The organism is Microbacterium sp. (genome assembly GCF_026393345.1).
Classification (GTDB): Bacteria; Actinomycetota; Actinomycetes; order Actinomycetales; family Microbacteriaceae; genus Microbacterium.
Genome location: NZ_JAPLAI010000030.1, coordinates 21,318 through 43,520, shown reverse-complemented (window position 1 = coordinate 43,520; position 22,203 = coordinate 21,318). Strand labels below are relative to the sequence as shown.

Annotated in this window: 27 protein-coding genes; 14 read left to right on the top strand and 13 right to left on the bottom strand. The window is 69.4% G+C overall.

The genetic code is table 11. The annotated features are described in order from the left end of the window. Window positions 1-81: 81 nt before the first annotated feature. Window positions 82-1,644: an HNH endonuclease signature motif containing protein gene (locus tag NT132_RS03990; RefSeq protein WP_297785125.1), complete on the top strand. Its 1,563-nt coding sequence runs from the start codon at window positions 82-84 to the stop codon at window positions 1,642-1,644. Between the two features lie 134 nt (window positions 1,645-1,778). Here NT132_RS03990 and NT132_RS03985 read toward each other — a convergent pair whose 3' ends face one another. Then, window positions 1,779-2,534, bottom strand: a complete 756-nt coding sequence (locus NT132_RS03985) for a GntR family transcriptional regulator (RefSeq protein WP_297785122.1) — start codon at window positions 2,532-2,534, stop codon at window positions 1,779-1,781. Further along, window positions 2,531-3,466 carry a nucleoside hydrolase gene (locus NT132_RS03980; RefSeq protein WP_297785120.1) on the bottom strand — a complete coding sequence of 312 codons (936 nt, stop codon included), beginning with the start codon at window positions 3,464-3,466 and terminating at the stop codon, window positions 2,531-2,533. Before NT132_RS03980 ends, NT132_RS03985 begins: the two co-directional genes overlap by 4 nt. A gap of 94 nt (window positions 3,467-3,560) precedes the next feature. On the opposite strand from NT132_RS03980, the gene NT132_RS03975 reads away from it, so the two are divergent. The 4 genes from NT132_RS03975 (at window position 3,561) to NT132_RS03960 (ending at window position 8,990) form a co-directional block, all read left to right on the top strand. After that, entirely contained in the window at window positions 3,561-4,547 is a 987-nt protein-coding gene (locus tag NT132_RS03975) for a right-handed parallel beta-helix repeat-containing protein (RefSeq protein ID WP_297785117.1), read from the top strand. 78 nt (window positions 4,548-4,625) lie between these two features. Beyond that, window positions 4,626-5,888 (top strand): glycosyltransferase, encoded by a 1,263-nt coding sequence (locus NT132_RS03970; RefSeq protein WP_297785114.1) that lies wholly within the window; start codon window positions 4,626-4,628, stop codon window positions 5,886-5,888. Beyond that, entirely contained in the window at window positions 5,885-8,200 is a 2,316-nt protein-coding gene (locus NT132_RS03965; protein ID WP_297785110.1) for a right-handed parallel beta-helix repeat-containing protein, read from the top strand. Before NT132_RS03970 ends, NT132_RS03965 begins: the two co-directional genes overlap by 4 nt. Before the next feature lie 175 nt (window positions 8,201-8,375). Next, complete coding sequence (locus NT132_RS03960; protein WP_297785107.1) at window positions 8,376-8,990, top strand: peptidase M23; 615 nt, start codon at window positions 8,376-8,378, stop codon at window positions 8,988-8,990. A 3-nt stretch (window positions 8,991-8,993) separates the two neighbouring features. Here the strand turns inward: NT132_RS03960 and NT132_RS03955 are convergent, their stop codons facing one another. Beyond that, window positions 8,994-9,221: a DUF1653 domain-containing protein gene (locus tag NT132_RS03955; RefSeq protein WP_297785104.1), complete on the bottom strand. Its 228-nt coding sequence runs from the start codon at window positions 9,219-9,221 to the stop codon at window positions 8,994-8,996. A gap of 118 nt (window positions 9,222-9,339) precedes the next feature. Here NT132_RS03955 and NT132_RS03950 point away from each other — a divergent pair, with 118 nt between their 5' ends. Beyond that, window positions 9,340-9,555: a hypothetical protein gene (locus NT132_RS03950; protein ID WP_297785101.1), complete on the top strand. Its 216-nt coding sequence runs from the start codon at window positions 9,340-9,342 to the stop codon at window positions 9,553-9,555. A 21-nt stretch (window positions 9,556-9,576) separates the two neighbouring features. Here the strand turns inward: NT132_RS03950 and NT132_RS03945 are convergent, their stop codons facing one another. The 4 genes from NT132_RS03945 to NT132_RS03930 form a co-directional block, all read right to left on the bottom strand. Further along, entirely contained in the window at window positions 9,577-10,191 is a 615-nt protein-coding gene (locus NT132_RS03945) for a DUF1275 family protein (RefSeq protein WP_297785098.1), read from the bottom strand. Between the two features lie 47 nt (window positions 10,192-10,238). Further along, window positions 10,239-11,681, bottom strand: coding sequence for a hypothetical protein (locus tag NT132_RS03940; RefSeq protein WP_297785095.1), 1,443 nt, complete (start codon window positions 11,679-11,681; stop codon window positions 10,239-10,241). Window positions 11,682-11,882: 201 nt separating this feature from the next. Further along, window positions 11,883-13,868 carry an ATP-binding protein gene (locus tag NT132_RS03935; protein ID WP_297785092.1) on the bottom strand — a complete coding sequence of 662 codons (1,986 nt, stop codon included), beginning with the start codon at window positions 13,866-13,868 and terminating at the stop codon, window positions 11,883-11,885. Between the two features lie 340 nt (window positions 13,869-14,208). Further along, window positions 14,209-14,664: a hotdog domain-containing protein gene (locus tag NT132_RS03930; protein ID WP_297785089.1), complete on the bottom strand. Its 456-nt coding sequence runs from the start codon at window positions 14,662-14,664 to the stop codon at window positions 14,209-14,211. 105 nt (window positions 14,665-14,769) lie between these two features. On the opposite strand from NT132_RS03930, the gene NT132_RS03925 reads away from it, so the two are divergent. Genes NT132_RS03925 through NT132_RS03915 form a run of 3 tightly spaced genes read left to right on the top strand, consistent with a single transcriptional unit; the run spans window position 14,770 to window position 15,281 of the window. Continuing rightward, the gene (locus NT132_RS03925) at window positions 14,770-14,928 is read left to right on the top strand and encodes a hypothetical protein (RefSeq protein WP_297785085.1); all 159 of its coding nucleotides are present in this window, start codon (window positions 14,770-14,772) and stop codon (window positions 14,926-14,928) included. A gap of 49 nt (window positions 14,929-14,977) precedes the next feature. Beyond that, a complete protein-coding gene (locus NT132_RS03920) occupies window positions 14,978-15,124 on the top strand; it encodes a hypothetical protein (protein WP_297785081.1) in 147 nt (48 codons plus the stop codon). Between the two features lie 4 nt (window positions 15,125-15,128). Then, window positions 15,129-15,281, top strand: coding sequence for a hypothetical protein (locus NT132_RS03915; RefSeq protein WP_297785078.1), 153 nt, complete (start codon window positions 15,129-15,131; stop codon window positions 15,279-15,281). A 6-nt stretch (window positions 15,282-15,287) separates the two neighbouring features. Here the strand turns inward: NT132_RS03915 and NT132_RS03910 are convergent, their stop codons facing one another. The 3 genes from NT132_RS03910 to NT132_RS03900 form a co-directional block, all read right to left on the bottom strand. After that, a complete protein-coding gene (locus NT132_RS03910) occupies window positions 15,288-15,416 on the bottom strand; it encodes a hypothetical protein (protein ID WP_297785075.1) in 129 nt (42 codons plus the stop codon). Between the two features lie 26 nt (window positions 15,417-15,442). Then, window positions 15,443-15,898, bottom strand: coding sequence for an SRPBCC family protein (locus NT132_RS03905; protein ID WP_297785072.1), 456 nt, complete (start codon window positions 15,896-15,898; stop codon window positions 15,443-15,445). Window positions 15,899-16,016: 118 nt separating this feature from the next. Then, window positions 16,017-16,511, bottom strand: a complete 495-nt coding sequence (locus NT132_RS03900; RefSeq protein ID WP_297785070.1) for a metallophosphoesterase family protein — start codon at window positions 16,509-16,511, stop codon at window positions 16,017-16,019. 38 nt (window positions 16,512-16,549) lie between these two features. On the opposite strand from NT132_RS03900, the gene NT132_RS03895 reads away from it, so the two are divergent. Then, complete coding sequence (locus NT132_RS03895; protein WP_297785067.1) at window positions 16,550-17,524, top strand: linear amide C-N hydrolase; 975 nt, start codon at window positions 16,550-16,552, stop codon at window positions 17,522-17,524. A 3-nt stretch (window positions 17,525-17,527) separates the two neighbouring features. On the opposite strand, the gene NT132_RS03890 is transcribed toward NT132_RS03895, so the two are convergent. Further along, window positions 17,528-17,698 (bottom strand): hypothetical protein, encoded by a 171-nt coding sequence (locus NT132_RS03890; RefSeq protein ID WP_297785064.1) that lies wholly within the window; start codon window positions 17,696-17,698, stop codon window positions 17,528-17,530. Window positions 17,699-17,893: 195 nt separating this feature from the next. On the opposite strand from NT132_RS03890, the gene NT132_RS03885 reads away from it, so the two are divergent. Both NT132_RS03885 and NT132_RS03880 read left to right on the top strand, forming a co-directional pair. Continuing rightward, on the top strand, window positions 17,894-18,574 hold the full coding sequence (locus NT132_RS03885) for a TetR/AcrR family transcriptional regulator (protein ID WP_297785060.1): 681 nt from the start codon (window positions 17,894-17,896) through the stop codon (window positions 18,572-18,574). Window positions 18,575-18,805: 231 nt separating this feature from the next. Next, the gene (locus tag NT132_RS03880; protein ID WP_297785057.1) at window positions 18,806-19,129 is read left to right on the top strand and encodes a hypothetical protein; all 324 of its coding nucleotides are present in this window, start codon (window positions 18,806-18,808) and stop codon (window positions 19,127-19,129) included. Between the two features lie 9 nt (window positions 19,130-19,138). Here NT132_RS03880 and NT132_RS03875 read toward each other — a convergent pair whose 3' ends face one another. Together NT132_RS03875 and NT132_RS03870 are read right to left on the bottom strand one after the other, a co-directional pair. Then, complete coding sequence (locus NT132_RS03875) at window positions 19,139-19,936, bottom strand: alpha/beta hydrolase (RefSeq protein WP_297785055.1); 798 nt, start codon at window positions 19,934-19,936, stop codon at window positions 19,139-19,141. A 38-nt stretch (window positions 19,937-19,974) separates the two neighbouring features. After that, window positions 19,975-20,133: a hypothetical protein gene (locus NT132_RS03870; protein ID WP_297785052.1), complete on the bottom strand. Its 159-nt coding sequence runs from the start codon at window positions 20,131-20,133 to the stop codon at window positions 19,975-19,977. Between the two features lie 127 nt (window positions 20,134-20,260). Between NT132_RS03870 and NT132_RS03865 the strand changes: the two genes are divergently transcribed. Together NT132_RS03865 and NT132_RS03860 are read left to right on the top strand one after the other, a co-directional pair. After that, window positions 20,261-20,731: a pyridoxamine 5'-phosphate oxidase family protein gene (locus NT132_RS03865; protein WP_297785050.1), complete on the top strand. Its 471-nt coding sequence runs from the start codon at window positions 20,261-20,263 to the stop codon at window positions 20,729-20,731. Between the two features lie 47 nt (window positions 20,732-20,778). After that, window positions 20,779-22,071 (top strand): cell division initiation protein, encoded by a 1,293-nt coding sequence (locus NT132_RS03860; protein ID WP_297785047.1) that lies wholly within the window; start codon window positions 20,779-20,781, stop codon window positions 22,069-22,071. The last annotated feature ends 132 nt before the right edge of the window (window positions 22,072-22,203 follow it).

Here is a 22,203-nt window from a genome sequence, read left to right as displayed (position 1 = left end):
CGAAATGACGGTTATCCACGTCTTCATGAGAACTCGCGGAACTCCATGGGGAATGTCGGTGGCGCGTGGCAACATTAGAACATGCATTCGAACCACGCGATCGGCTACAGCGACGGTGACACCACCGCACTCGCTGAGATCGTTGCGGATGTCGAGAAGATCAAGACCGAACTCGCCGCCCTCGAAGCCGCCCAGGTGCGGGCCCTCGCCCGCGCCGCCGACCTCGCCGAGAAACAGGCCGCGGGAAGCTCCGCCCGGGTTCGCGACCGCGACATGGCGCTCCGGTCCATCGCCGCCGAGCTCGCCGGCATCCTGCGACTGACCGACCGCTCCGTCCAGCACCAGATCGGTGAAGCACAGCGACTCGTCACCGACTACCCCGCCACTCTCGACGCGTGGGCCGCGGGCCGCATCACCCGCTCACACGTGCACGTGGTCACCGACCTCGGCCTCACGCTGCCGCGGGACGCACGTCCGCGGTTCGAACAGGTCGCACTGGATCACTGCCAGCGTGAGACCCCCGGACGCGCCCGCGCACAGCTCCGCATCGTCGCCGAACGACTCCACCCCCGCACCATGGGAGAACGTCACCGAGAAGCCCGCGAAACCCGAGCGGTGCGCGTGTTCCCCCTCTGCGACGGCATGTCCGACCTGACCGTCACCCTCCCGACCCTGCTCGCCGACGGCATCTACGACCGCCTCACCCAACAAGCCCGCGTCATCATCGACACCCGCCGACAGGCGAAAGAAGAACTCGGGAAACGCGCGAAGTCAGCCGCGAACGGCTCCGTCGTTGCGGGGTCGGGTTCCGGTGCGGGTGTGGGTGCGGGTGTGGGTGTGGGTGTGGGTGTGGGCGCGGGTGCGGGTGCCGCGTTCGGGGCCGCTGCGGAACGGTCCAGAGCAGGAGCTGACGGTGCCGCGAACGGCACGGATGCCGCGGGCGCACCCTCCATGGGCGAACCCTCCGCGGACCCGCTCGCAACGATCGCGTCCGACACGCGGACGACCGACCAGATCCGCGCCGACCTGCTCGCCGACATGCTCCTCACCACGTCCCCGGGAGCCGACCCCACCCGCACCGACGACGGACCGGGCCTGCTCGGCAAACTCCGGGGCAAAGTGCAGGTCGTGGTCGCCGCAACCACCCTGCTCGGCATCGACGACGGCCCCGCCGACCTCATCGGCCGCTCCCCCGTCGACCCCGACACCGCCCGAGAACTCGCCTGCGTGATCAGATCCCCGCTCGATCGGCTCCTCACCCACCCCGTCAGCGGCATCGTCCTCCACGTCGACACCTACACCCGCCCCGCATCCATGGACCGCTACCTCGACGGCCGTGATATCCGCTGCAGATTCCCCGGCTGCATGATGCCGGCCATCAGATGCGAGAAGGATCACAATCACGACCACGCTCTCGGGGGCAAGACAGAGGTCTGCAATCTCTGCAACTTCTGCCAGCGACATCATTCGATGAAGCAGTTCACCCCGTGGAAAGTGCGACAACTCGACGGCGGGGTCATGGAATTCACCTCGCCACTGGGGCGGGTCTACATCGACGAACCTCCCATTCCATCGGTGCACTTCGCGCCAGACGTCGGCCTTCGCCGGGGCGAGGGCGACGTCAGTGAAGATGCGCCCTTCTGATCTGTGCTCCTCACGCCGCACGCGTTCCCGACGTAGCCGGGGCGCACGGGTCTCAGTGCCAGTCCATGACAGCCAGGGACCAGCACCAGCCCGCGGGCGATCGCGGTGTTCGCGGCGGCGGTTGGGATCGCTGCCTACACCGACCCCGGCCCGTAGGTCTGCACGAGTTCTGCCGCCCCCGCATCCGGCGAGAGCACGTGTTTCGCAAGGTACGCCGGCGACCCGGCGATCGAGACGAACTGCGTGATGACGAGCACCGGCGCGTGTTCGTCGGTACCCAGCTGCGCTGCGCGCTGCGCACCGGCTGCTCCCGCCGTCAGCTCGCACCGGCTCGCCACCGCCGACCGACCCGCGAACGAGAGAAGCTCACCGAGCAACGTTCCGGGCGCCGATGATCCGCGGCCGCGGAGCTCCGCGGCCAACGCCGAATCGCCGGGCACGCACTCGAAGCTCACGCACACCGGCCTGCCGGACCGGCGGAGAACGCTCTCGCGCGCCCACACGGGCGCCTTCTCCTCCACCCCGAACGCCGCGGCGACGAAGCCGCTGGCCTGCTGCTCCCCCTCGGACACCCGCGATACCTCGGCGGTGCCGCCCGATTCGCCCAGCACCTGCTCGATGGGGCGCAGCCGTTCCCACCCGATAGCGGGAACGGCATCCGCGACGAACCGTCCGACTCCGCGACGCGTGCGGACGAGCCGATCCTCCTCGAGCAGCAGAAGGGCCTCACGCACGACGGTGCGACTCACCCCGAAGCTCGCCGAGAACTCGGCATCACTCGGCAGCAGCTCCCCGAGGGCGTAGTCGCCGTCGCGGATCGCGCGAGCGATGCGGTCGTACACCGCGATGCGCAGCGGCTGCCCGACCTCGATGCGCAACGGCGAGGTCATGACAGCACGCTGAGCATGGTCTGGAAGAAGAGGTCCTCATCGATCTCCTCGATCACCCGGGCATTGGGCTCACGTCCGGATCGACGTACCGCGTCGACGAGGCTGTCCCCGGCGGTGAGCCCGCCTCCGGTCTCGACGTCGACAAAGTAGTCGGTCGCCTTCGTGACGATGCGGGGGTCGGCGGCGATCGCCGCGGCCAGCGAATCCGGATGCGTGCTGCCATCCATGTCGTGCGCCTTCTTGTTGTAGGCGAGCGTCCCCTGGTTCGCGCGGGTGAAGAACTCGGATTGCGGAGTGCCGAGCGCGGCGATCTGCGCAAGCTGGTCGAGGGTGAACACGCCCTGCTCCATGGTGAGGTTCCACGGCACGAGCGTGACGGAGAAGCCGGCGCGCATCACGATCGCGGCCGCCTCGGGATCGTGGAAGAAGTTCGCCTCTGCCGCAGCGGTGATGTTGCCGGCAGCGTTGTTCGACCCGCCCATGACCACGAGGTGCTTGACCTTCGTGGCGAACGACCGATCGGCCACGACCGCGCACGCGATGTTCGTCAACGGCGCCTGCGCGACGATCGTGTACTCGCCCGGGTTCTCGTCGATGAGCCGCAGCAGCGCGGTCACGGCGTTCTCCTGCTCGGGCCGCTGCACCGCAGGGGGGAAGCCCGCCCCGCCGAACCCGTCGGATCCGTGCACGTACGAGGAATCGTCGAAGGGCGCCAACATCGGCAACCGCGCCCCCGGGTACACCGGGATGGTGCCGCCGAAGCCCGCCACCTCGATCGTGTAGAGGGCGTTCTCGACCATCTGATCGAACCCGACGTTGCCGTAGTTGATCGTCACTGCGTCGACCTGCGTGTTCGGATGCCGCATCGCGATCAACATCGCGAAGGCATCGTCCTGCGCCGTGTCCGTGTCGATGATGAGCCGTTCGACCATGAGCGCTTCCCTCTTTTCCGGTTATATAGCAGATATCATATAGGTACTGCGGGAGCGCCTCCGCGCCCGCATCCGCCTCGTCTACTGTTCAAGGGTGGGCTGGGGCAGCAGGGCGACGACGGGCGTGGTCATGACGTTCGCCGCGCTCGCCCTCACGGCCTGCGCGTCGATCGACACCGACTCCGGATGCGGACCGGGTGCCGACCCCGTCGGCGACTCGGTCACAGCTCTGCAAGAGGCGCTCGATGCCGCACAGCCGGGCGACGTGCTGCAACTCGCCGACACCACCTACTCGGGACACTTCACCATCACGGCCTCGGGTCGCGGGGAAGAAGAGATCACACTCTGCGGGTCGCGTGGGGCGGTGATCGATGGCGGCGACAGCGGCTACGCCCTGCACCTCGACGGCGCCTCACATTGGAAGCTCGACGGGTTCGGCGTCGTCGGCGGCTCGAAGGGCATCATGCTCGATGCCTCGAGCTCCAACGTGCTCACCGATCTCGAGGTGTCGCACACCGGCCAGGAAGGCATCCATCTGCGCAGCGGCAGCAGCGGCAACTCGATCGTCGGGTCGACCGTCCACCACACCGGACTCACGATGCCGGCCTACGGCGAGGGGATCTACATCGGCACCGCCCAGCCGAACTGGTGCGAATACACGGAGTGCGCGCCGGACGCGAGCGACCACAACGTGCTCCTGCGCAACACGGTCTCCGAGACCACGGCGGAGGCGATCGACGTCAAAGAGGGCACCTCGAACGGCGTCATCTCGAACAACCGGCTCTCAATCGCCGGCGACGCACAGGTCGATTCCGTCATCGACGTCAAGGGCAACGACTGGATGCTGCGCGCGAACCAGGTGACCGCATCCGACGCCGGCATCCAGATCCACCGGATCCTCGAAGGCTGGGGCCTTCGGAACGTCCTCCTCGCGAACATCTTCGATGTCGCCGCGGACGCCTACGCGATCGAGGTGGTGGGCGATGCCCGCGACGGCGGCAACCTCGTCGGCTGCAACAACTCCACCGCATCCGGCGCCTCGATCCGCACCAACGTCGCCTGCACCGAGAGCGACGACTGAGCCCGCACGCTCCCATTTTCACCTGGGTGTAACGCCGCACCACCTAGACTGGCTCGCGGCGTCTACAGGGGGTGGGCGATGCCGGCGAACCCGATCGACTACGTGCTGTGGGCACTGCCGTTCGGCGTACTCGGAATCATCTCCTGGGGCTACTGGATCGTCCGCAAGGTGCTGTCGGCGATCACGCGACCGGTCGTCAACGACTTTCGCACCACCACGACCGTCGTCGTCCCGTCCTTCCACGAAGATCCCGACGTCCTGCTGCGGTGCCTCGCCACCTGGGTGCGGCAGCACCCGACCCGCATCCTCATCGTGCTCGACGTGGCCGATGTCGAGGCGCAGACGCGCATCGAAGCCCTCGGGTATCCGAACGTCGATGTCGTCATGTTCGAGCACCACGGCAAGCGGTCGGCGCTCGGACACGGCATGCGGATGGTCGACACCGAGCTCATCCTCTTCGTCGACTCCGATACGGCGTGGGAGGACGGCATGCACGATGCCATCCAGATGCCGTTCATCGACCCCGCTGTCGGTGCGGTGTCGACACGGCAGAACGTGTACCGGCCGCACTCGAGCGTGTGGCGTCGCGTCGCCGACTGGATCATCGATCTGCGCTACACCGACTACGCCCCCGCCATGGGTCGCTACGGCGGCGTCATCTGCGCGTCCGGCCGCACCGCCGCCTACCGCACCTCCGCGATCGTGCCGCAGGTCGAGCGCCTCGAACACGAGGTCTTCCTCGGTCGTGAATGCGTCGCCGGCGACGACGGCCGCATGACCTGGCTCGTACTGTCGCAGGGCCTGCGCGTCGTACACCAGGACAGCGCCCGCGCCCTGTCGATGTTCCCCGGCACCTTCCGCGCCTTCGTCAAGCAGCGGGTGCGCTGGAGCCGCAACTCCTACCGCTGCTACCTCACCGCCATCGCGAAGGGCTGGGTCTTCAAGGCGCCGGTCATCTCGCAGATCGCGATGATGCAGATCCTTATCACCCCGTTCACGATGGCCGTGGCGCTCACGTACGTCGTGCTCGCGCTCCGCTCCGACCACGCCCTGCTCTCGTTCGCGGTGGCACTGCTGTGGGTCATCGTCGGCCGCGGCATCCGCGGCTTCTCGCACCTGTGGCGTCGCCCCGAAGACATCGCGATTCTGCCGCTCGTGACCGGCGTGATCATCCTCGTCGCGCTGCCGATCAAAGTATTCGCGCTCCTCACGATGAACAAGCAGGGCTGGCTCACCCGCTCGGATTCCTCGCAGGGCGGCGAGGGCCAGAGCGAGGCCAGTCTGGGCTCGACAATGGATGCGGAGCCCGCCGCGCCCGCATCCGGAAGCGCGGCGGCATGAGCGACCCGCGCGACGACGGTGCGATCACCGCGGAGGAGCGCGGCGACACCTCCGTCACCCGCACCACACTGACGCGGTCGATCATGGTCCTGCTCACCGTCGCGCTCGTCGTCGGCATCGTGGTCACAGGCAACCTGCTCGCCGGGAACGGCGCTACTCCGTGGGCGGCCGCGTCACCCACGCCATCCGCGCCCTCCCCGTCGGAGGCAGCCACGGCTGCGGCGACCCCCGCTGCGCTCGACGGCGGTGCGGGCGGTATGACCTCGGCCGAGGACGTGACCGAGCGGGTCGCCGCATCCACTCCCGCCCTCATCGTGGCGGCCGTAGACGGCTGGCTCACCGGCGTCTCACGACTGGCCTGGGATGACCCGCGGGCGCTCACCGACTACGGCACGGTCATCCTGTCGGCGCGGGACGAGCCGTACGGTCTCGGCGACCTCATCGCGAGCGGCGCCGTGCGCCAGGACGACGCGACGACCCTCAGCCTGGTGCGGCCGGTCGTCGTGCGTTCCGGCGCGCGGCTCCAGGTCGACGCGCCCGGCACCACGCTACGCATGCTGAGCACCGACACCGGCTTCACCGAGCTCGTCGGATGGGGCGGCACGATCGCACTCAACGGCGCCGAAGGTGAGCCCTTCGTCGTCACCTCGTGGGACGAGAACCTCGGCGCCGTCGATACCGACACGAGCGACGGCCGCGGTTTCGTGCTCGTCCGCAACGGACGCTTCGAGTCGTCCTTCACCCGCTACGAGCAGCTCGGGTTCTGGAGCGGGCGCACCGGCGGTGTCGCCGTCACCGCAACCGACGTGGGGCTCGCCAGCGCCGCCCTCAGCCACACCGAGCACGTCGACCTGGCCTTCGGCGTGTTCCTGTCCGGCGTGATCGACAGCTCCGTGACCTCGGCCACGGTCCTCCGGGCCGACCTGAGCGGCATCGAGGTGACCGGCGGATCCATCGGCGTCACTATCAGCGACACCGCCGTCGACGGAACAGGCCGCGACGGCATCACGGTCGAGCAGGGCTCGAGCCTCGTCGCGGTCACCGACAGCAGCGTCGCGCGCACCGCAGCGTTCGGCCTGCGCATCACGGGCGCGCCGCTGGCGAACGGGCCGAATCCGTCGGGCGAAGCGACCACCCTCGCCGCCGGCTTCACCGTGTCGGGGCTGACCGCGACCGACAACGAGAGTGGCGGGATCACCGTCGATTCGGGCAACAACGTGCTGATCGACGGCGCGGATGTGGACGGCACGTCAACCGCCCTGGCCATCCGGGGCGAGGCGCACACCGTCAGCATCACCGATGCGAGGCTGACCTCGCGCCGCAGCGTCCCCCTCGTGATCGACGGGGACATCACCGATGCGAAGGTCACCGGATCGACCATCACGGGCTCCACGGTCGGTGTGCGCGTCGACGACGCCCGGATCGCTCTCAGCGGCAACACGGTGACGATCGACGAGGGCAACGCCATTCAGCTCGCCGGCACCGACCGCACGACCGTGACGGGGAACACGATCATCGGCATCGGGCAGGATGCGGTGCAGATCATCGAGCACGCCGACGCCGTCGTGGCCGACAACGACACCGCGGGGTGGGACTTCCGACCCGAAGCACTGCAGTGGCTCAACCGGCACCCGATGGCCTGGCTCTGGTTGCTGGTGCTCGTGGTCCCCGCGGTGGGAGCGCCGTTCATCCTCGCGCGCCGCCGGGACCACCGCGAGCTGCGCCACCTGCTCGAAGAGGCCATCGTCCGCTACGGCCTGGGCCAGCTTGCCGCATACGGCACTCCGGGGCAGGAGACCGTGCCGGCCACGGTTCCCGGGGCTGCACCGGCCACGGGGCAGCCGTCGGGACAGGCGCCGAGGTCGATGGTGGCATCTGCGCCGGCGCCGAGGGTCGACGACGCGGCGGCACGCGCGGCGACGTTCCGGGCCGAGCTCGCCTCCCGCAATGGCGTCGCGCCTGCATCCCCCGTGCCACACGCGACGCCGGTCCGCTCGACGAAAGCCGCAGCCGCCACGCCCGCGACGGCCCGGCCTCCGCTCGGCGGCTCCCGGCCGTCCCCGGGCGCCGGGTCCGCCGCATCCCCCGGCCGCACCACCGGGCCCCGGTCGCTGCAAGACCTCCGCGCCCTGCTCGCCGGCCGCGATTTCACCTCGATGCAGCAGTTCGCCGTCGCCGCGGTGCTCGAGGCGGGATACCCCGCGTCGTCGGTCGCGCGCCTATTCCGTGTGCCCGCGTGGCGCATCGAGCAGTGGGTGGAAGAGACGCTCGCGGACGGGTCATCACGCGCTCGGCAGCAGCGCGGGCGCTGAGCCGCATTCCGAGCCCGCACCCGACTTCGGCTGCGAGAATTCAGGCATGACGCGCGCGGGCACCTCCTCAGCCGCGCCGTCGGTGCGGGCGTCTCGATCGACCTCACGCCCGTCCCGGACGACGCGCCCGCGGCGCCGGAACACGCGCGCGGCACGCATTGCACGCGCCCGACGGATGCGGATCGCCGTCATCTCCACGGTCACCGCGGTGAGCCTCGTACTGCTGGTCGGGGTGGTCGTCGTCATCGGGACCGCCGTCCGCGCCTTCGACGACCTGGGGCAGAGCATGGGCGACCTCGGCAGCAGCATCGCCACCGGGCCCGTGGCCGAACAACCCGCCGCATCGTACGACGCCGAGCAGCTCGACAACGCATCGACGATCATGGCGGCGGGCCGCGACCTCGGCCTCCCGCTGCGCGATCAAGCCATCGCCGTCATGACCGCGATGGGCGAGTCGTCGCTGCGCAACATCGACTACGGGGACTGGGAGACGGGCGGCATCACCAATCCCGACGGGTCACGCACCACATCGATCGGACTCTTCCAGCAGCAGGACGGCTGGGGCAGCCGAGAACAGCGCCTCGACCCGTACACCGCGGCAACGCTCTTCTACCGCGCGATGCTGCGGAAGGTGCCCGACCCGGAACGGCAGCAGCTGCAGCCCACCCTCGTCGCGCACCGCACGCAGATCAACCGCGACCCGCAGCACTACGCGCGGTACTGGCCCGCTGCGGTCGGTGTGGTCGAGCAGCTGTCCGGGGAACGGGTCGCCGACACCACCACCCCGTAGGCCTCACTCCACCCGACGGAAACGCGGGCCGCGAGCGCCGTCGCGATCGACCTCCTCGGTGAACATCCGCAGCGGACGCACCCAGAAGCCGCGGTCGCCGTACAGCTGCCGGTAGAAGACGTGCCACTCCTCGGTCTCGCTGTGCCGGCCGGTGCCGATCACCTCGTACCGCGCACCGCGGAAGTGCTCGTAGACGCCGGGGGTCACCGCATCCGGAGTCTCATCGGTCATGCTGCGAGCGTAGCGGGACCGGCCTCCCCCGCCTTGGCAAGCCCTACATCGCGAGCGTTGCCCGCCGCCACAATGTCTGGGATGCGCCGACTCAGCGCCACGACGACAAGGAGACGACATGGGACTCGAAGACTTCGTGACCAAGGGCAAGGCCCTGTACACCCAGAACCAGGACAAGATCGACGCGGCGCTGAAGAGCGAGCGGGCCGAGCAGATCAGCGACAAGCTCCTCGACGGGGCGGCGGGTGGAGCGGACAAGCTCAGCGCAGGGAAGTACGCCGAGCAGATCGCGAAGGCGCGGGAGCGCGCCGACAAGTCCATCGGCACGGAGTAAGCCCGCGCTGACCCGCTCCGCTCAGCGCCGAGCAGCCACGACGTGCAGCGCGGTCGCCACGACCGCGACCCACGCTGCGGCGAGCCACAGCGCCCCCTCGCCGATCGTCCGCTGTGCGAACGCACCGATCACCGCACCGGCGAGGATCGATACCCAGAGCACGACGTAGCGCAGCCACGCCGTGCGGCTCCCGCCGCGCAGGGCGTTCACGATGCCCTGGCCGATCTTCACGAGCGCCCCGGTCATGTAGGTGATGCCGAACGAGACCTCGTTTCCGCCCGAGAACGTCGTGTTGACCGCGCCCATGGCGACGGCGAGCGCGGCGGCGGCCGCCGGGGTCGCCCCGAGCGCGGCCAGCACCGCACCTGCGGCGAGCGCGACGGCGACGAGACTCAGCACGAGGGTGGAGGTGTGGCGCCCAGCGGGACGCGCGAGCGCGGTACCGCCCATCACCCCCGCGATGAACGCGACGATCAGCAGCATCCCGAACCCTGCCGTCGCCAAGTCGGTCGCGGCGACGCCCACGCCCACGCGGGTGGTGTTGCCGCTCATGAACGACACGAAGTAGCCACCCAGATAGACGTACCCGAACCCGTCGACGAACCCGGCGAGCACCGCCAGTGCCGCAACGGCCATCAGCCCCCGACGACTCAACGAGTGGACCACGTGCGCGGTGTGCGGGGTCAGCGGCCGGCGCGGTGACCGGCCGTGCCATAGTGGCGCGGCGGCTGCGGGGCAGTCTGGGCCGAGCGGATCCACTCCTCGACGCGCCAGCCCGGCACCCGGAAGAGGCGCGCGATCACGCCGACGCTGTAGCCGCCCTCCAGCACCGCGGCGACGGCGAGCTGCTGCGGCGAGTCAAACGTCCGGCTGCCCAGCGCCCCCGTACGAAGGTCGGCGAGGGTCCGTGGAACGGGCACCGCGGTGGGGGTCGGGTCAGGCACGCGGTGCACCCCGAGCGCCACGGGCGCCGCGTACGCGGGCGCTGCGGGTGCAGGCGCTGCGGGTACCGGCGCCGCGGCGGCCGGCCACACCGGGTGCGGGCCACTCGGGTACGCGGCGGGGTCCGTCGACCACGCCGCGGGCGCGTGCCAGTTCACCGGGGCGACGGGCACGGGGGGCACCGGCTCCCGCGGGACCGTGCCGAACTGCTCCACGGCCGCCGGTGACGGGATGATCCTGATCTCCACGTTCGAGGGATCTTCCCAGAGATCCGACACGTCGACCTCGGACGCGGCGTGCGGTGCCTCCGGAGCGTGGACGGGTGCGACGGTTGCGGCACGGGACGGTTCCTGGGTCCACTGCGGCTCATCGAACGGATCGGCGTACTCGTCGAACGCGCCCCCATCCGCCGCGGACGGCTCCCACAGCTCGGGCATCTCGAGCGGCGTATATCCGGGCGGGGGTTCCGTGGCGGCCGCGCTCGTCCACCGGGCCGGCACCGTGACGTCGTGGGCCGGAGCCGGCGTGACCTCGCGCGCCGCCTCGACCTGTACAGCGTCGACGGGGACATCGTCCATACGCACATCGTCCACAGGCACCTCGTCCATACGCACATCGTCCACAGACACAGCGTCCATGGGTATCGCGCCGACGGGTACAGCGCCCGTGGGTACTTCGTCCATGAGTACCGCCTCAGTGGGCGCCTCGTCCGTGGGTCCCGCGTCCGTGAGCATGGCGCCCGCGAGCTCGTGGTCGACGACGGCAGCTCCGTCAGCATCCGGAGCAGGATCCGTCGCGGCCATGGCGGACGCGACCGGGAAATCGGCCGGGTCGGTGAGTTCGTCGCTGACCGGGCGGTCGGCGGACTCGACCTCGAGGACCGGTGTGCCCACGGCCGTGGGCTCCTCGATCACCACCGGCTGAGCGTCCTTCACGGGGTCCCCGATCGCCACCGCCACGGCGTTCACAGGCTCTGCCGCGCCCGCGGCGATAGCCATCTCCGCGTAGCCACGGTGGAAGTTGATGATCGCCTGCTGACGCATCCGCTTCCGCTCCTGCTGCGCCCGACGACGCTCAGCCACTGCGGGAACGAAGCGGATGCCGACGGCGAGCGCCACCAGCACGATGCCGAGACCCAGCACGAAGACAAGCAGCGCATGGTCTCGAATCAGCTCGAAGATCATCCGCGACCTCCGTCCCGCGGACGGCGGCCACGCAGCGGGCACCAACGTGTGTCGCGCATCGCACCATCCCCCAGACGATCGGTTTCCGGGCGGGCTCCCGGCGTCCTCTGTCCTACCTACCACAGTGCTCGGCGGTTCGTCCTATCGTAGCGGGTGCGGCACCCGCGCCGACTGAGAATCCCGCCAGCACCGGAAGACCGCTCAGGTGGCCCGCGGGAACCGCAGGCGCACCACGGTGATGCCGGTCTCGTTCGATTCGAGCGTCAGGTCCGCCCCGACGCGGTGCGCGAGCACGCGGGCGATGCCGAGTCCGACCCCGCTGCCCGGCGTCGCATCCGCGACCGCCTGCGGTGTGCGATAGAAGCGATCGAAGACCCGGCTCTGCTCCTCGCGGGTGAGCGGATGCCCGAGGTTCGCGATCTCGACGACCGCCCGCCCCTCCACCTCACGGACGGCGACATGGACCATGCTGACCGGCGTCGCGAACTTCACCGCGTTGCCGAGCAGGTTCTCCACGATCTGCTGCACATCGAGCTCGCCCGTCACCACACCGACGGATGCGGTCGGAAGCACGTGGACCGCGACGTGCAGGGCGCGGGCGTTCGGCGAGATGTCCTCGACCGCATCCCGCACCAGCCGGCCGAGATCCACCGGCCGAAGCACCGGCTCGGGCAGTGCCCCCGCCATCCGCGTGGTGGCGATCACATCACTGATCAGTGTCGCCAGCCGTTCGGCGTTGCGGACGATGACCTCGGCCCGCCACCTAGCCCCCTCCGGCAGGTCTTCCTGGACGAGAAGGTCCGCGTGACCGAGGATATTCGTCACCGGAGAGCGCAGCTCGTGGTTGACGGCGCCGATGAAGACCTCCTTCTGCCGATCCAATTCCTTCAGCTGTCGCTTGCTCGCCCGCTCCATGAGGAGCGTCCGCTCCCAGCTCTCCTCATCTTCGAGTCGTTGGGTGACGTCGATCACCTCGACGATCGCGAGGTCACCGATCCGCGCGTTGTGCACGCGCCGGGACCGCACGGCGACCGTGTTCCCGCTCGCCGCCCGCAGCGAGGACTGGTGGTCCAGCGTGTCGGCGAGCGCCGCCTCCACGACCGGCATCAGGTCGCTGGTCTCCCGGAGATGCAGCGGTACGTCGCCGTCGTCCAGGTGATCATCGAGGAGCGCGCGCGCCTGCGCGTTCGAATCCATCACCTCGTAGCGTCCCGGATACTGCGACGACGGGGCGAGGCAGAGGAACCCGGCGTGCGCGTCGACGATGCTGCCCCGCAGCAGGTCGTTCCTGGCACGCAACTGCAGGTCGGCTTCCGCCTGATCGTTGCGCAACCCGCTGAAGATCAGGCAGGTCGAGGTGATCGCGATCCAATACGTCTGGATGTACGGGGTCCACGTGAGGGGCGCCACCCCATCGAACGCGGCGCTGAGTTCCAGCGCGATCGCGCTCGCGGCGGAGATCACCCCCACCTGAGCCATGACGATCCCCGTCGGGAAGCGCAAGACCAGCCACATAAGCACCGGGAAGATGGCGAACGTCAGCGCGAACCGCTGCTCGGGCAGGAACATGACGCCGACGACGAGGAGACCGACTACCGCCTCGCCCGCGAGTTCGGCAGCACGCCGGGTCGTATAGAACTGTGCGGACAGGAACGCGAACGGGAGGATCAGTGCCGCCGCACTCCAGTGCGATGCAAACGCACTGTATCCGAGGAGGAGCGGATCGCTGTTCCCCACGGACGCGGCGACGGCGCCTCCGACCAAACCGGCCAGCGCCGATCCGAGGAAGCTCGCCAGCAGGATCCTCACGGCGGTGCGTACGCCGAACGTCCCCGGGGGATGCGGCCGGGGAAGGAGGGACCCGATGACCGCGGTCTCCGCCGCGCTGGCGAGGCTGAAGACGAGCACGACGGCCACCTCGGTACCGCCGACATAGTTCGCGACCGCCCCGAACAGGAACACGCCGATGAGCACGAGCGTCCGCTCGCCGAGTCCACGGGCGAGGTAGAACGCGAGCGCCGCGACCGCCGTGGCGGGCCACCAGGGTGAGGTGAGGTGACCCTCCACGCGGAGGAAAGCCAGGAGGAGGGCGAGCAGCAGAACGACCACGAGGAGCGCCACGATGCCCCACCGCCGGTGGGCGGGCGTCGCATTCGAAAGGCGGTCGACGACACTTCTGCCTCGCATCCGTCCTCCATCCCGCGTCGACCCTGACCTCGGTGCGTGGGTGCGAATCTATCCCCTCCGCGGCGATACGGGGGGAAACACGTGGATCCGGTCCGAGCGCGAGTCCGGCCGACGGTGGCGCTCCCTCCTATCGCGTGGCTTCCTCCAGCACCTCGAGCACTGAGTCGCCTGACGCACGCGCTCCACGACCCGATGCGACATGAGGTCGTAACCGCCAGCGAAGCCTTTCGAGGACCACGGCGCGCCGGTCGCGCCCTGGAGGAGGCGGAAGGGCTGCTCCGCGTCGCCGTGGAACGCCGTTCGGGTCGTTGATCGCCGGGCCCATCGGAGACGCGCGGACCTAGGGCAGGCGGATGGTGTCCGTCCCCGGGTGCTCGCGCGGCATCCGGTCGCGGTCGTAGGTGATGTCCGTGTAGCCGTGCGGCGTCGGCACCCCGTTCTCGTCGACGCTCACGAACACGATCCGCTCGATCGTGAGGATCCGCTTGCGCGTGATCATGTTGCGCACCACGGCACGCATCGTCAGCGAGGTCCGGCCGAAGTTCGTGGCCGTCAAGCCCATCTCGATGAGGTCGCCCTGCAGCGCGGACGCCTCGAAATTGATCTCCGAGATGAGCTTGGTGACCACGCGGTAGTTGCCCAGCTGGATGATGGCGTAGATCGCGGCTTCCTCGTCGATCCAGCGCAGCAGGCTGCCACCGAACAGCGTGCCGTTGGCGTTGAGATCCTCCGGCTTCACCCACTTGCGCGTGTGGAAGTTGATGCCGTCCTCGGAATGCTTGCTGCTCGCGCTCATCCCCTCGAGCCTACGCCGGGGCAGGGCGGCGTTCATGGCCAAACGTCATCCGCCGTGCCCATCCCGGAAACCCCCGGGCAACGGCCGCCACCTATCGTTCCCGGTATGAGCACTTCGCGGAGTACCGGCAGCCGGAGTCACCGGCGACGCCGCTCGCGTCCCCGCATCCCGCGTCAGGGCATCCACTGGTCGCTGTACGTGGGTGTCATCCTGCTGGCGGCCGGCGTCATGGCCCTCGCGCTCGCCGCGGTGATCACCCACTGACGCCTGTCAAGGCCTCGCGCCCCGCGCCCGGGTCGCGTGTACTCGGAGGATGGACACCTCGAAGGACATCCACAACACCCAGGGCACGCCGGGCGAGGACGAGGAGGCCGACACGGCCTCGGGCGGCTCCCCCGACGCGGCCGATGTCACCACGGACGAGAACGGCCGCCCGCTCGACAACCCGTCGGGAGGCTGAACCCATGAGCATCCCCGGAGAGCCCACAGCACCCCATCCCGACGAGCCGCCGCTCGACGACCCGCACGGCACGACGCCCCGTTCCTCATCGGAGCGGGGCGTCGTCCTGTGCACCATCTCGACCGATGCGCACGTGGTGCGCGCACGGCCGGCGTGATCGAGGTCAGCCGATGGAGTCGCCGATCGTGCCGGACTCTGCGTCGGGCTCCGGCTCGACGTCCTCGGCGCTCAGGTCGTCGTCGCCCACGGCACCTTCGGCCTGGCTGGGCTTGTCGGGGGTGGATCCGCTCATGTCGTGCTCCTCTTGTCTCTTGGGGGTTAGTTCTCGACGTCGCCGCGCCACGCGCCGGTCTCGGCGCCGCGGGCCTCGATGAACCGCTTGAAGTTCTGGAGGTTCTTCTCTACGGCGTGGTCGTCGACGCCGACGACGGCGCCCAGTTTCTCCAGCGCGCCGCGCGGCTCCCAGTCGAGCTGGACCGTCACGCGGGTGGCGGTGTCGGTGAGCTTGTGGAACGTCACGACGCCCGCATGGTTCTCCTCGCCGCCGACACTGTTCCATGCGACCCGCTCGTCCGGGTGCTGCTCGGTGATCTCGGCGTCGAACTCACGCGTCTGACCAGCGATGGTCACGGTCCAATGAGTGCGGGTGTCCCCGACCTGGGTGATCGACTCGACGTCGTCCAGGAACTGCGGGAACGATTCGAACTGGGTCCACTGGTTGTACGCCGTCGACACCGGCACATCGACGTCGACGGTCTTGATCACCTGAGCCATGAGGCCTCCTTCGTCACGGGATCGGGCAGCGAACGCCGCCCGCATCCAGTGAACGCGGCGCTCCCCGCGGGGCGCGGGGCCTTGCACCGGTACCGGGGATGTCTTACCCTCGACGCCGTCACAGCTCGACGAGGGTCACCTCTCGCAGCGCGGCATCGTCGATCACGGCCGTCATCATCGTGTGCCGCGGCTGACGCCGCCGGTCGGTGGGCGACCCGGGGTTGAGGAGGCGCAAGCCCCTCGGCGTCGTCGTGTCCCAGGGAATGTGGCTGTGACCGAAGACGAGCACGTCGTCGTCGGGGAAAGCGCGATCCATCCGCGCCTCCCGCCCCGTCGCGGTACCGGTTTCGTGGATCACCGCGAGTCGCACCCCCTCGATGTCCCGGCGCGCGATCTCCGGCAGCCGCCCTCGTAGGTCGTCGCCATCGTTGTTGCCCCATACCCCGAGCACATCCCCGTGCGTCTGCAGCTCGTCAAGGACGGATGCGGTGACCCAGTCACCCGCGTGGACGATGAGATCCGCCGCATCGGCCGCCGCCAGCACGGCGGCCGGCAGCACCCGGGCGCGCGCCGGGACATGGGTGTCGGACAGGAGGAGCAGCCGCACGGTCATGCGCGCGAGGTTACCGCGCTCCCCGTAGGCTCGCTCGCGTGTGCACCCGCATCTTCTGGAATGACAACACCGTCGCCAAGACAGTGAGCCGCTGCCTCGACTGGGCCATCAACGACGACCCCGAGCTCCGGTTCTTCCCGCGCGGCGAGGAGCACACCGGCGACCCCCTGGGCGCGACGGATGCCGCATCCGCCGCACCGACCGACCACGTGGCGCACGCGCACACCTGGACGAGCCGATATGCGAGCGTCGGCGTGACGATGTGGGGCCAGGGCACGATCGACGGCCTGAACGAGAAGGGTCTCGCCGCCCACACGCGCTACCTCGACGCGGATGAAGCGGTGTTCGCCCCGGAGGACGACCGGCCCGCCGTCGCCCACATCCAGTGGGCGCAGTACATCCTCGACGCCTACGCCACGGTGGCGGAGGCGATCGCCGACCTCGAACGGGTGCGGATCGCGGCGCCCCGCATCCGCGGTCAGCACATGGGCGGCCACATGGCCATCGAAGACCCCTCCGGCGATGCGGCGATCATCGAACCGATCGGCGGACGCCTCGTGGTGCACCACGGCCCGGAATACACCGTCATGAGCAACTCGCCCTCGCTCGACCAGCAGCTGGCCAACCGCGCCCGATACAGGGGCTTCGGCGGCAACGAGAGCCTGCCGGGCGACATCGCCTCGCTCGACCGTTTCGTGCGCGCCTCGTACTTCCTGAAATACCTGCCGGAGCCGGAGAACGTCGAGCAGGCCGTCGCGGGCGTGTTCCAGCTGATCCAGAACGTCTCTGTCCCCTACGGCGCCCCGTACACCGACGGCAGCGTCTACCCCACCTGGTGGCACTCCGCCGCGGATCTCACGAACCGCACCTACTATTTCGAGTCGACTCGCAGCCCCAGCGTCTTCTGGATCGACCTCGACACCCTCGTCGACACCGGCACGCCGCTGCGCCTGAACCCGCGGGATGTCCGCCTGGTGGGCGACGAGACCGAGCGCCTGCTCGCCAGCGCCTGACGGCTACGCGCCCGGGTCCTGCGTCGGATCCCCCGGGCGCACCGGGGCGTCGTCCGCGATGTCGATGCGGGTTACCCCGTCGTGCTCGGTGACCTCGATGCGCGGCCGAGCATCGTCCTCGGTCGCGTTCGGCGCCGCCGTCAGCTGGTCGTGACGCTTCTCGTCGTCGCTCATCCCTGTCGTGTCTGCATCCGTTGTTCCCATGCGCCGACCCTACGATCCGGGACGCTCGGGAACGCATGGCTTGACGAGGCGGCCGGGATCTGACCCGCCTGGGGACAACGCAGATGAGCCGGAAGCGCCGTGACACAATGCTGCACCGAGAGGGGGGCTCTGTTGCCGGCGTATTCCGAAAGTTCTCGACAGCGGTTGCTGGATGCTGCGGCCGACCTCATCAGCGCGGATGCGGACCAGAATGTCTCGGTCCGCGAGATCTGCACCCGTGCCGGAGTGCAGCTGCCCACGCTCTACCACTTCTTCGAGAACAAGCGGGGGCTTGTGGATGCGGTCACCGAGGCGGGATTCGAGCGCCTCACCGAGCAGATCGACGAGGCGACCCGGACGCTCGCGGCGGATCAGTTCCATCGGCTCGAGGCAGCATGGGATGCGCACGTCGCGTTCGGTGTGGCGAACCCCTCCTTCTACGTGCTGATGTACGGCCGGGTAGCGCCTGGCCGTCGCAGCCCGGGCGCCGACCTCGCCTGGCAGCAGGTGCGCCGCTTCACCACGCAGGCCGCCGCCAGTGGACTGCTGAGCGTCACCGCGGAGCAGGCCACCGAACGCATCCTCGCCACCATCACCGGGATGGTGCTGCACCTCATCGCCGCGTCCTCGCCCGATCCGGCCCTGTCGACCACGCTCCGCGACGCCACGTACGTCGGCATCCGCCGAGCGGAGACCGTCCGGCCCGCCGCCGCGGGCAGCGAGGTGGCGACACACGCCGCCGCGCTCACCAGTGCTCTCGAACTCGACCCCCCAGCGCTGCCCACAGCGGAGTCGGCGCTGCTGCTGAAGTGGCTCCGCACCCTCTCGTCGGGCGCCAGTCTCTGACCGTGGTCGCCCCGCGGCACCCGAACGGTGTTATAGAGACACCTATAGTTTTGCTATTCTTCCGAAGCACCCGTGGGACGTTTTCTGCGGAGGTGCCGATCTGGGATCGGCGGTACGGCGCCGGCATCCGTCGGCCTCGCACGCATCGAAGAACCTGAGACTCATGCCTGGAATCGGATCCCACCGCACCGCTCACGCAGCGGCACGCATCCTGCGGATCGACCAGTGGGCATGACCGCTACGCAGATCGCGGATGCCTTCGAGTCGGCCATCCGGACCGGGGACATGGCCTCGATGCGGCCGCTGCTGCACCCCCGCGTCCAGGCGTCCTCGTTCGACCAGTCGTCCTACAGCGGTGTCGACGATGTGCTCACCTGGGTCTCCGACCTCCTCGCCGACAAGCACGCGCAGGTCAGTGTGACCGAGCGGTACGTCGACGAACCCGTGGCCGTTCTCGTGCTGCTGCGAGCGAAGGACGGCATCCGGATTGCGGAGTACACGGTCGCCCTCATCACACTGGACGGCGCCCTCATCCGCATCGTCGTCGACGTCTGAGGGTCGCACTCACCCCGCGGCGAGGAACTCCAGCGCCGTCTCGCGGAACACCCGGGATCCCGGCGCGTTGAAGTGGTGCCGGCCGGGGATCTCGAGGAACCTGCCCTGCGGGCAGGCCGCGGCGAGCGCCCGGGAACCCTCGATGATCGCGTCGAGGGATCCGGTCGCGAAGAGGATCGGCTGCCGCGGAGCGTACTCCGGATCGGGATCGGCGACACCCGAGCTGCGGAGGCCCTCGGCGATCGCGAGCAGCGCCCGTAGATCATTGCCGCCGACCCGCTCGATCAGCTGCACGTAGTTCTGTGTCACCCGGTCCGCCACCGGCACCCCGTCCTCGACGAACGCCCGCGCCTGGCCGAGGTCCAGCCGGCTGAGGGGGACCCCGTCGGGCACACCCCCGAGGACGACCCGGGTCAGACGTTCCTGTTCCACCTGCGCGACCTCCCACCCCACCCGCGCGCCGAGCGAATACCCGACGTAAGAGGCGGTGTCGATCAGATAGGTGTCGAGCACCGCCTCGACATCGGCGACAAGGATCGGCATCGCATAATCCCGCGGGTCGTGCGGTTTGTCGCTGCGGCCATGCCCACGCTGATCGATCGCCAGCACCCGGTATCCGGCACGCTGCAGATCACGCACCCACCCGGTGTTCACCCAGTTGTCGCGCGTGCTCGAGGCGAAGCCGTGCACGAGGACGACCGTGGGGTCGGCGTCGTCACCCCAGGAGTAGGTGGCGATGCGATGCCCGTCCGCCGACATGACGTATTGCGGCTCTGGCGTCTGGGTCAGCTCGGGTATCGCGCTCATGTGCACGATTCTGCCGTGCCGCCGGGGGCACGAGGTGCTTATGTCTGGCGGCGGATGAAGCGCATGAGTGCTGCGATGAGCCCGATCACGAGGATGATGATCCCCACCCAGAGCAGGAACTTCACCGCCTGGACGAAGACGCCGAGCAGCAGCAGCACGATGCCGACGATGATGAGGAGCACAGCGAGAGCGACCATGCACCCCAGTGTGCTCGGCATGCGGGAGCAGGCGCCGTCCCTTCCCCCGGCGACGACGCACTACCCTGTTGCGTCCGCAGCTCGCAACCGCTTCCTCCGTTCCCGGGTGACCTGCGAGCCTGCCGTCATGACTGATGACAACCGCGAAACCCTTGTCCGCCTCATGAAGGACTTCCGCTTCGCGATGCTGACCACCGTCGAATCCGACGGCAGCCTCGTGGCCCACCCGCTGACCGTGCAGGAGACCGAGTTCGACGGCGATCTGTGGTTCGTGCTGTCGAAGGAGTCGACGGCCGCCGCGAACCTCGCGCGGGACGCCGAGGCGGGCATCTCCCTCAGCTCGAACTCCGCCTGGGTATCACTCTCCGGCATCGCCCGATTCGTGGAGGATCGCGCGAAGCTTGAAGAAGTGTGGAATCCGGCGCTTGAGGCCTGGTTCCCCGACGGCATCGACAACCCCGCCGTGGGCCTGCTGAAGTTCAGTGCGGTCGGCGCCGAGTACTGGCACAGCCCCGGCGGCGTGATCGTGCGCGCGGTGGCGCTGCTGCGGGGCAAGCCCAGCGCCGGCAGCGAGAACGAGACCGTCGAACTCTCGTAGCCGATCGTTCACGGCGGACACATCGCGGGGTGCGGCACACTGGATGGATGAGCGATTCGACCACCGCATCCCCTGCCGACGACGAGCGGAACGGGTCCCCGTTCGACCGGTTGATGCAGTCCGCCGGGCGCGAGCCGCAGCCCGATCAGCCGTCGTTCACGATCGGCTTCCGCGGATACGACAAGCAGGAAGTGGACGCGGCCGTCGCCGAGCTGACGGCACGCGTGCAGCGGAGCGCCGCCGAGGTGGCCGAGCTCGACGAGCGGTACCGGGCCGAGCTCGAGCAGCTGCGCACCGAGCAGAACGACACGATCGACACCCTGCGTGCCGAGAACGAGCAGGCGCTCGAACGACTCGGCGCGGAGCTGGCCGCCACCCGCGCCCACGCCGCCGACGCGGAGCAGCAGATCGCGGCGCTGAGCACGCAGCTCGTCGAAGGACCCGACGGCGCCGACGAGCCGCAGACCCGCCAGCAGTTCGAGGCGGTACTGAAGGTCGCCGAGGAGCAGGCCAACGTACTGGTGCAGAACGCCACCGGTCTTGCGGAGCGCATGCTGGAGTCGGCCCGTGAGGAGGTCGCCTCGCAGCGGGCCGAGCTCGACGCCGACGTGGCGCGCATCACCGCGCAGGCCCAGCACGACGCCGACCAGGTGCGACTGCGCATGGACACCGAGTTCGCCGCACACGAGGCCCGCATCCAGCGCGAGTCCGCCCACGCCGCCGAGAAGGTGGCACAGGCCGAGCAGGAAGCCGCCGCGGTGCGCACCGAGGCCGAGAAGGGCGCGGCGGCGCTTCGCGCCATGGTGACCCGGGAGACCGCGCAGCTCCGCGCCGACGCGGAGCGCGACCTGCGCGAGATGAACGCCCGCGTGCTGGAGTTCGAGGAGACCCTCACGCGCCGCCAGGACGACGCACAGCAGGAGTTCCTCGTGCTGCACAACCAGGCGGTCGCCCACGCCGAGCGGATCACCGCCGACGCCAATGAGCAGGTCGCCTCATCACTCGACCACGCGCAGCGCATCTCGGCAAAGGCCGACGACTATGAACGGCTCATGCGCGCCCAGGCATCCCAGATCGAAGCGGACGCCCAGGTGCGCGCCCGTGACACCCTCGACCGCTCCCGCATCAAGGCGCAGAAGATCGTCGACACCGTGATCGGCCACACCACCGCGGTGCTCCGCGACGCGGAGGACCAGACGCGTCAGCTGCGGTGGCAGCAGCAGCACCTCACGAGCTTCATGGCCGAGGTCCGCGAGCTCATCCGGCCCGACGGCGTCCACGCCGCGGGCACGGACGCGGACGCGCCGGATCAGGCGGGGGACGACCCGCAGGAGGGCTGAGCTCACACGACCAGAGGGCCCGACATCTCTGTCGGGCCCTCTGTGGGTGTCGTAGTCCCCTGAGCCGGTGGCCTTCGCGGGGTACCGGCTCGAGCACATTCTGGCTCATCATGAGGCCGCCGCGCCACACCT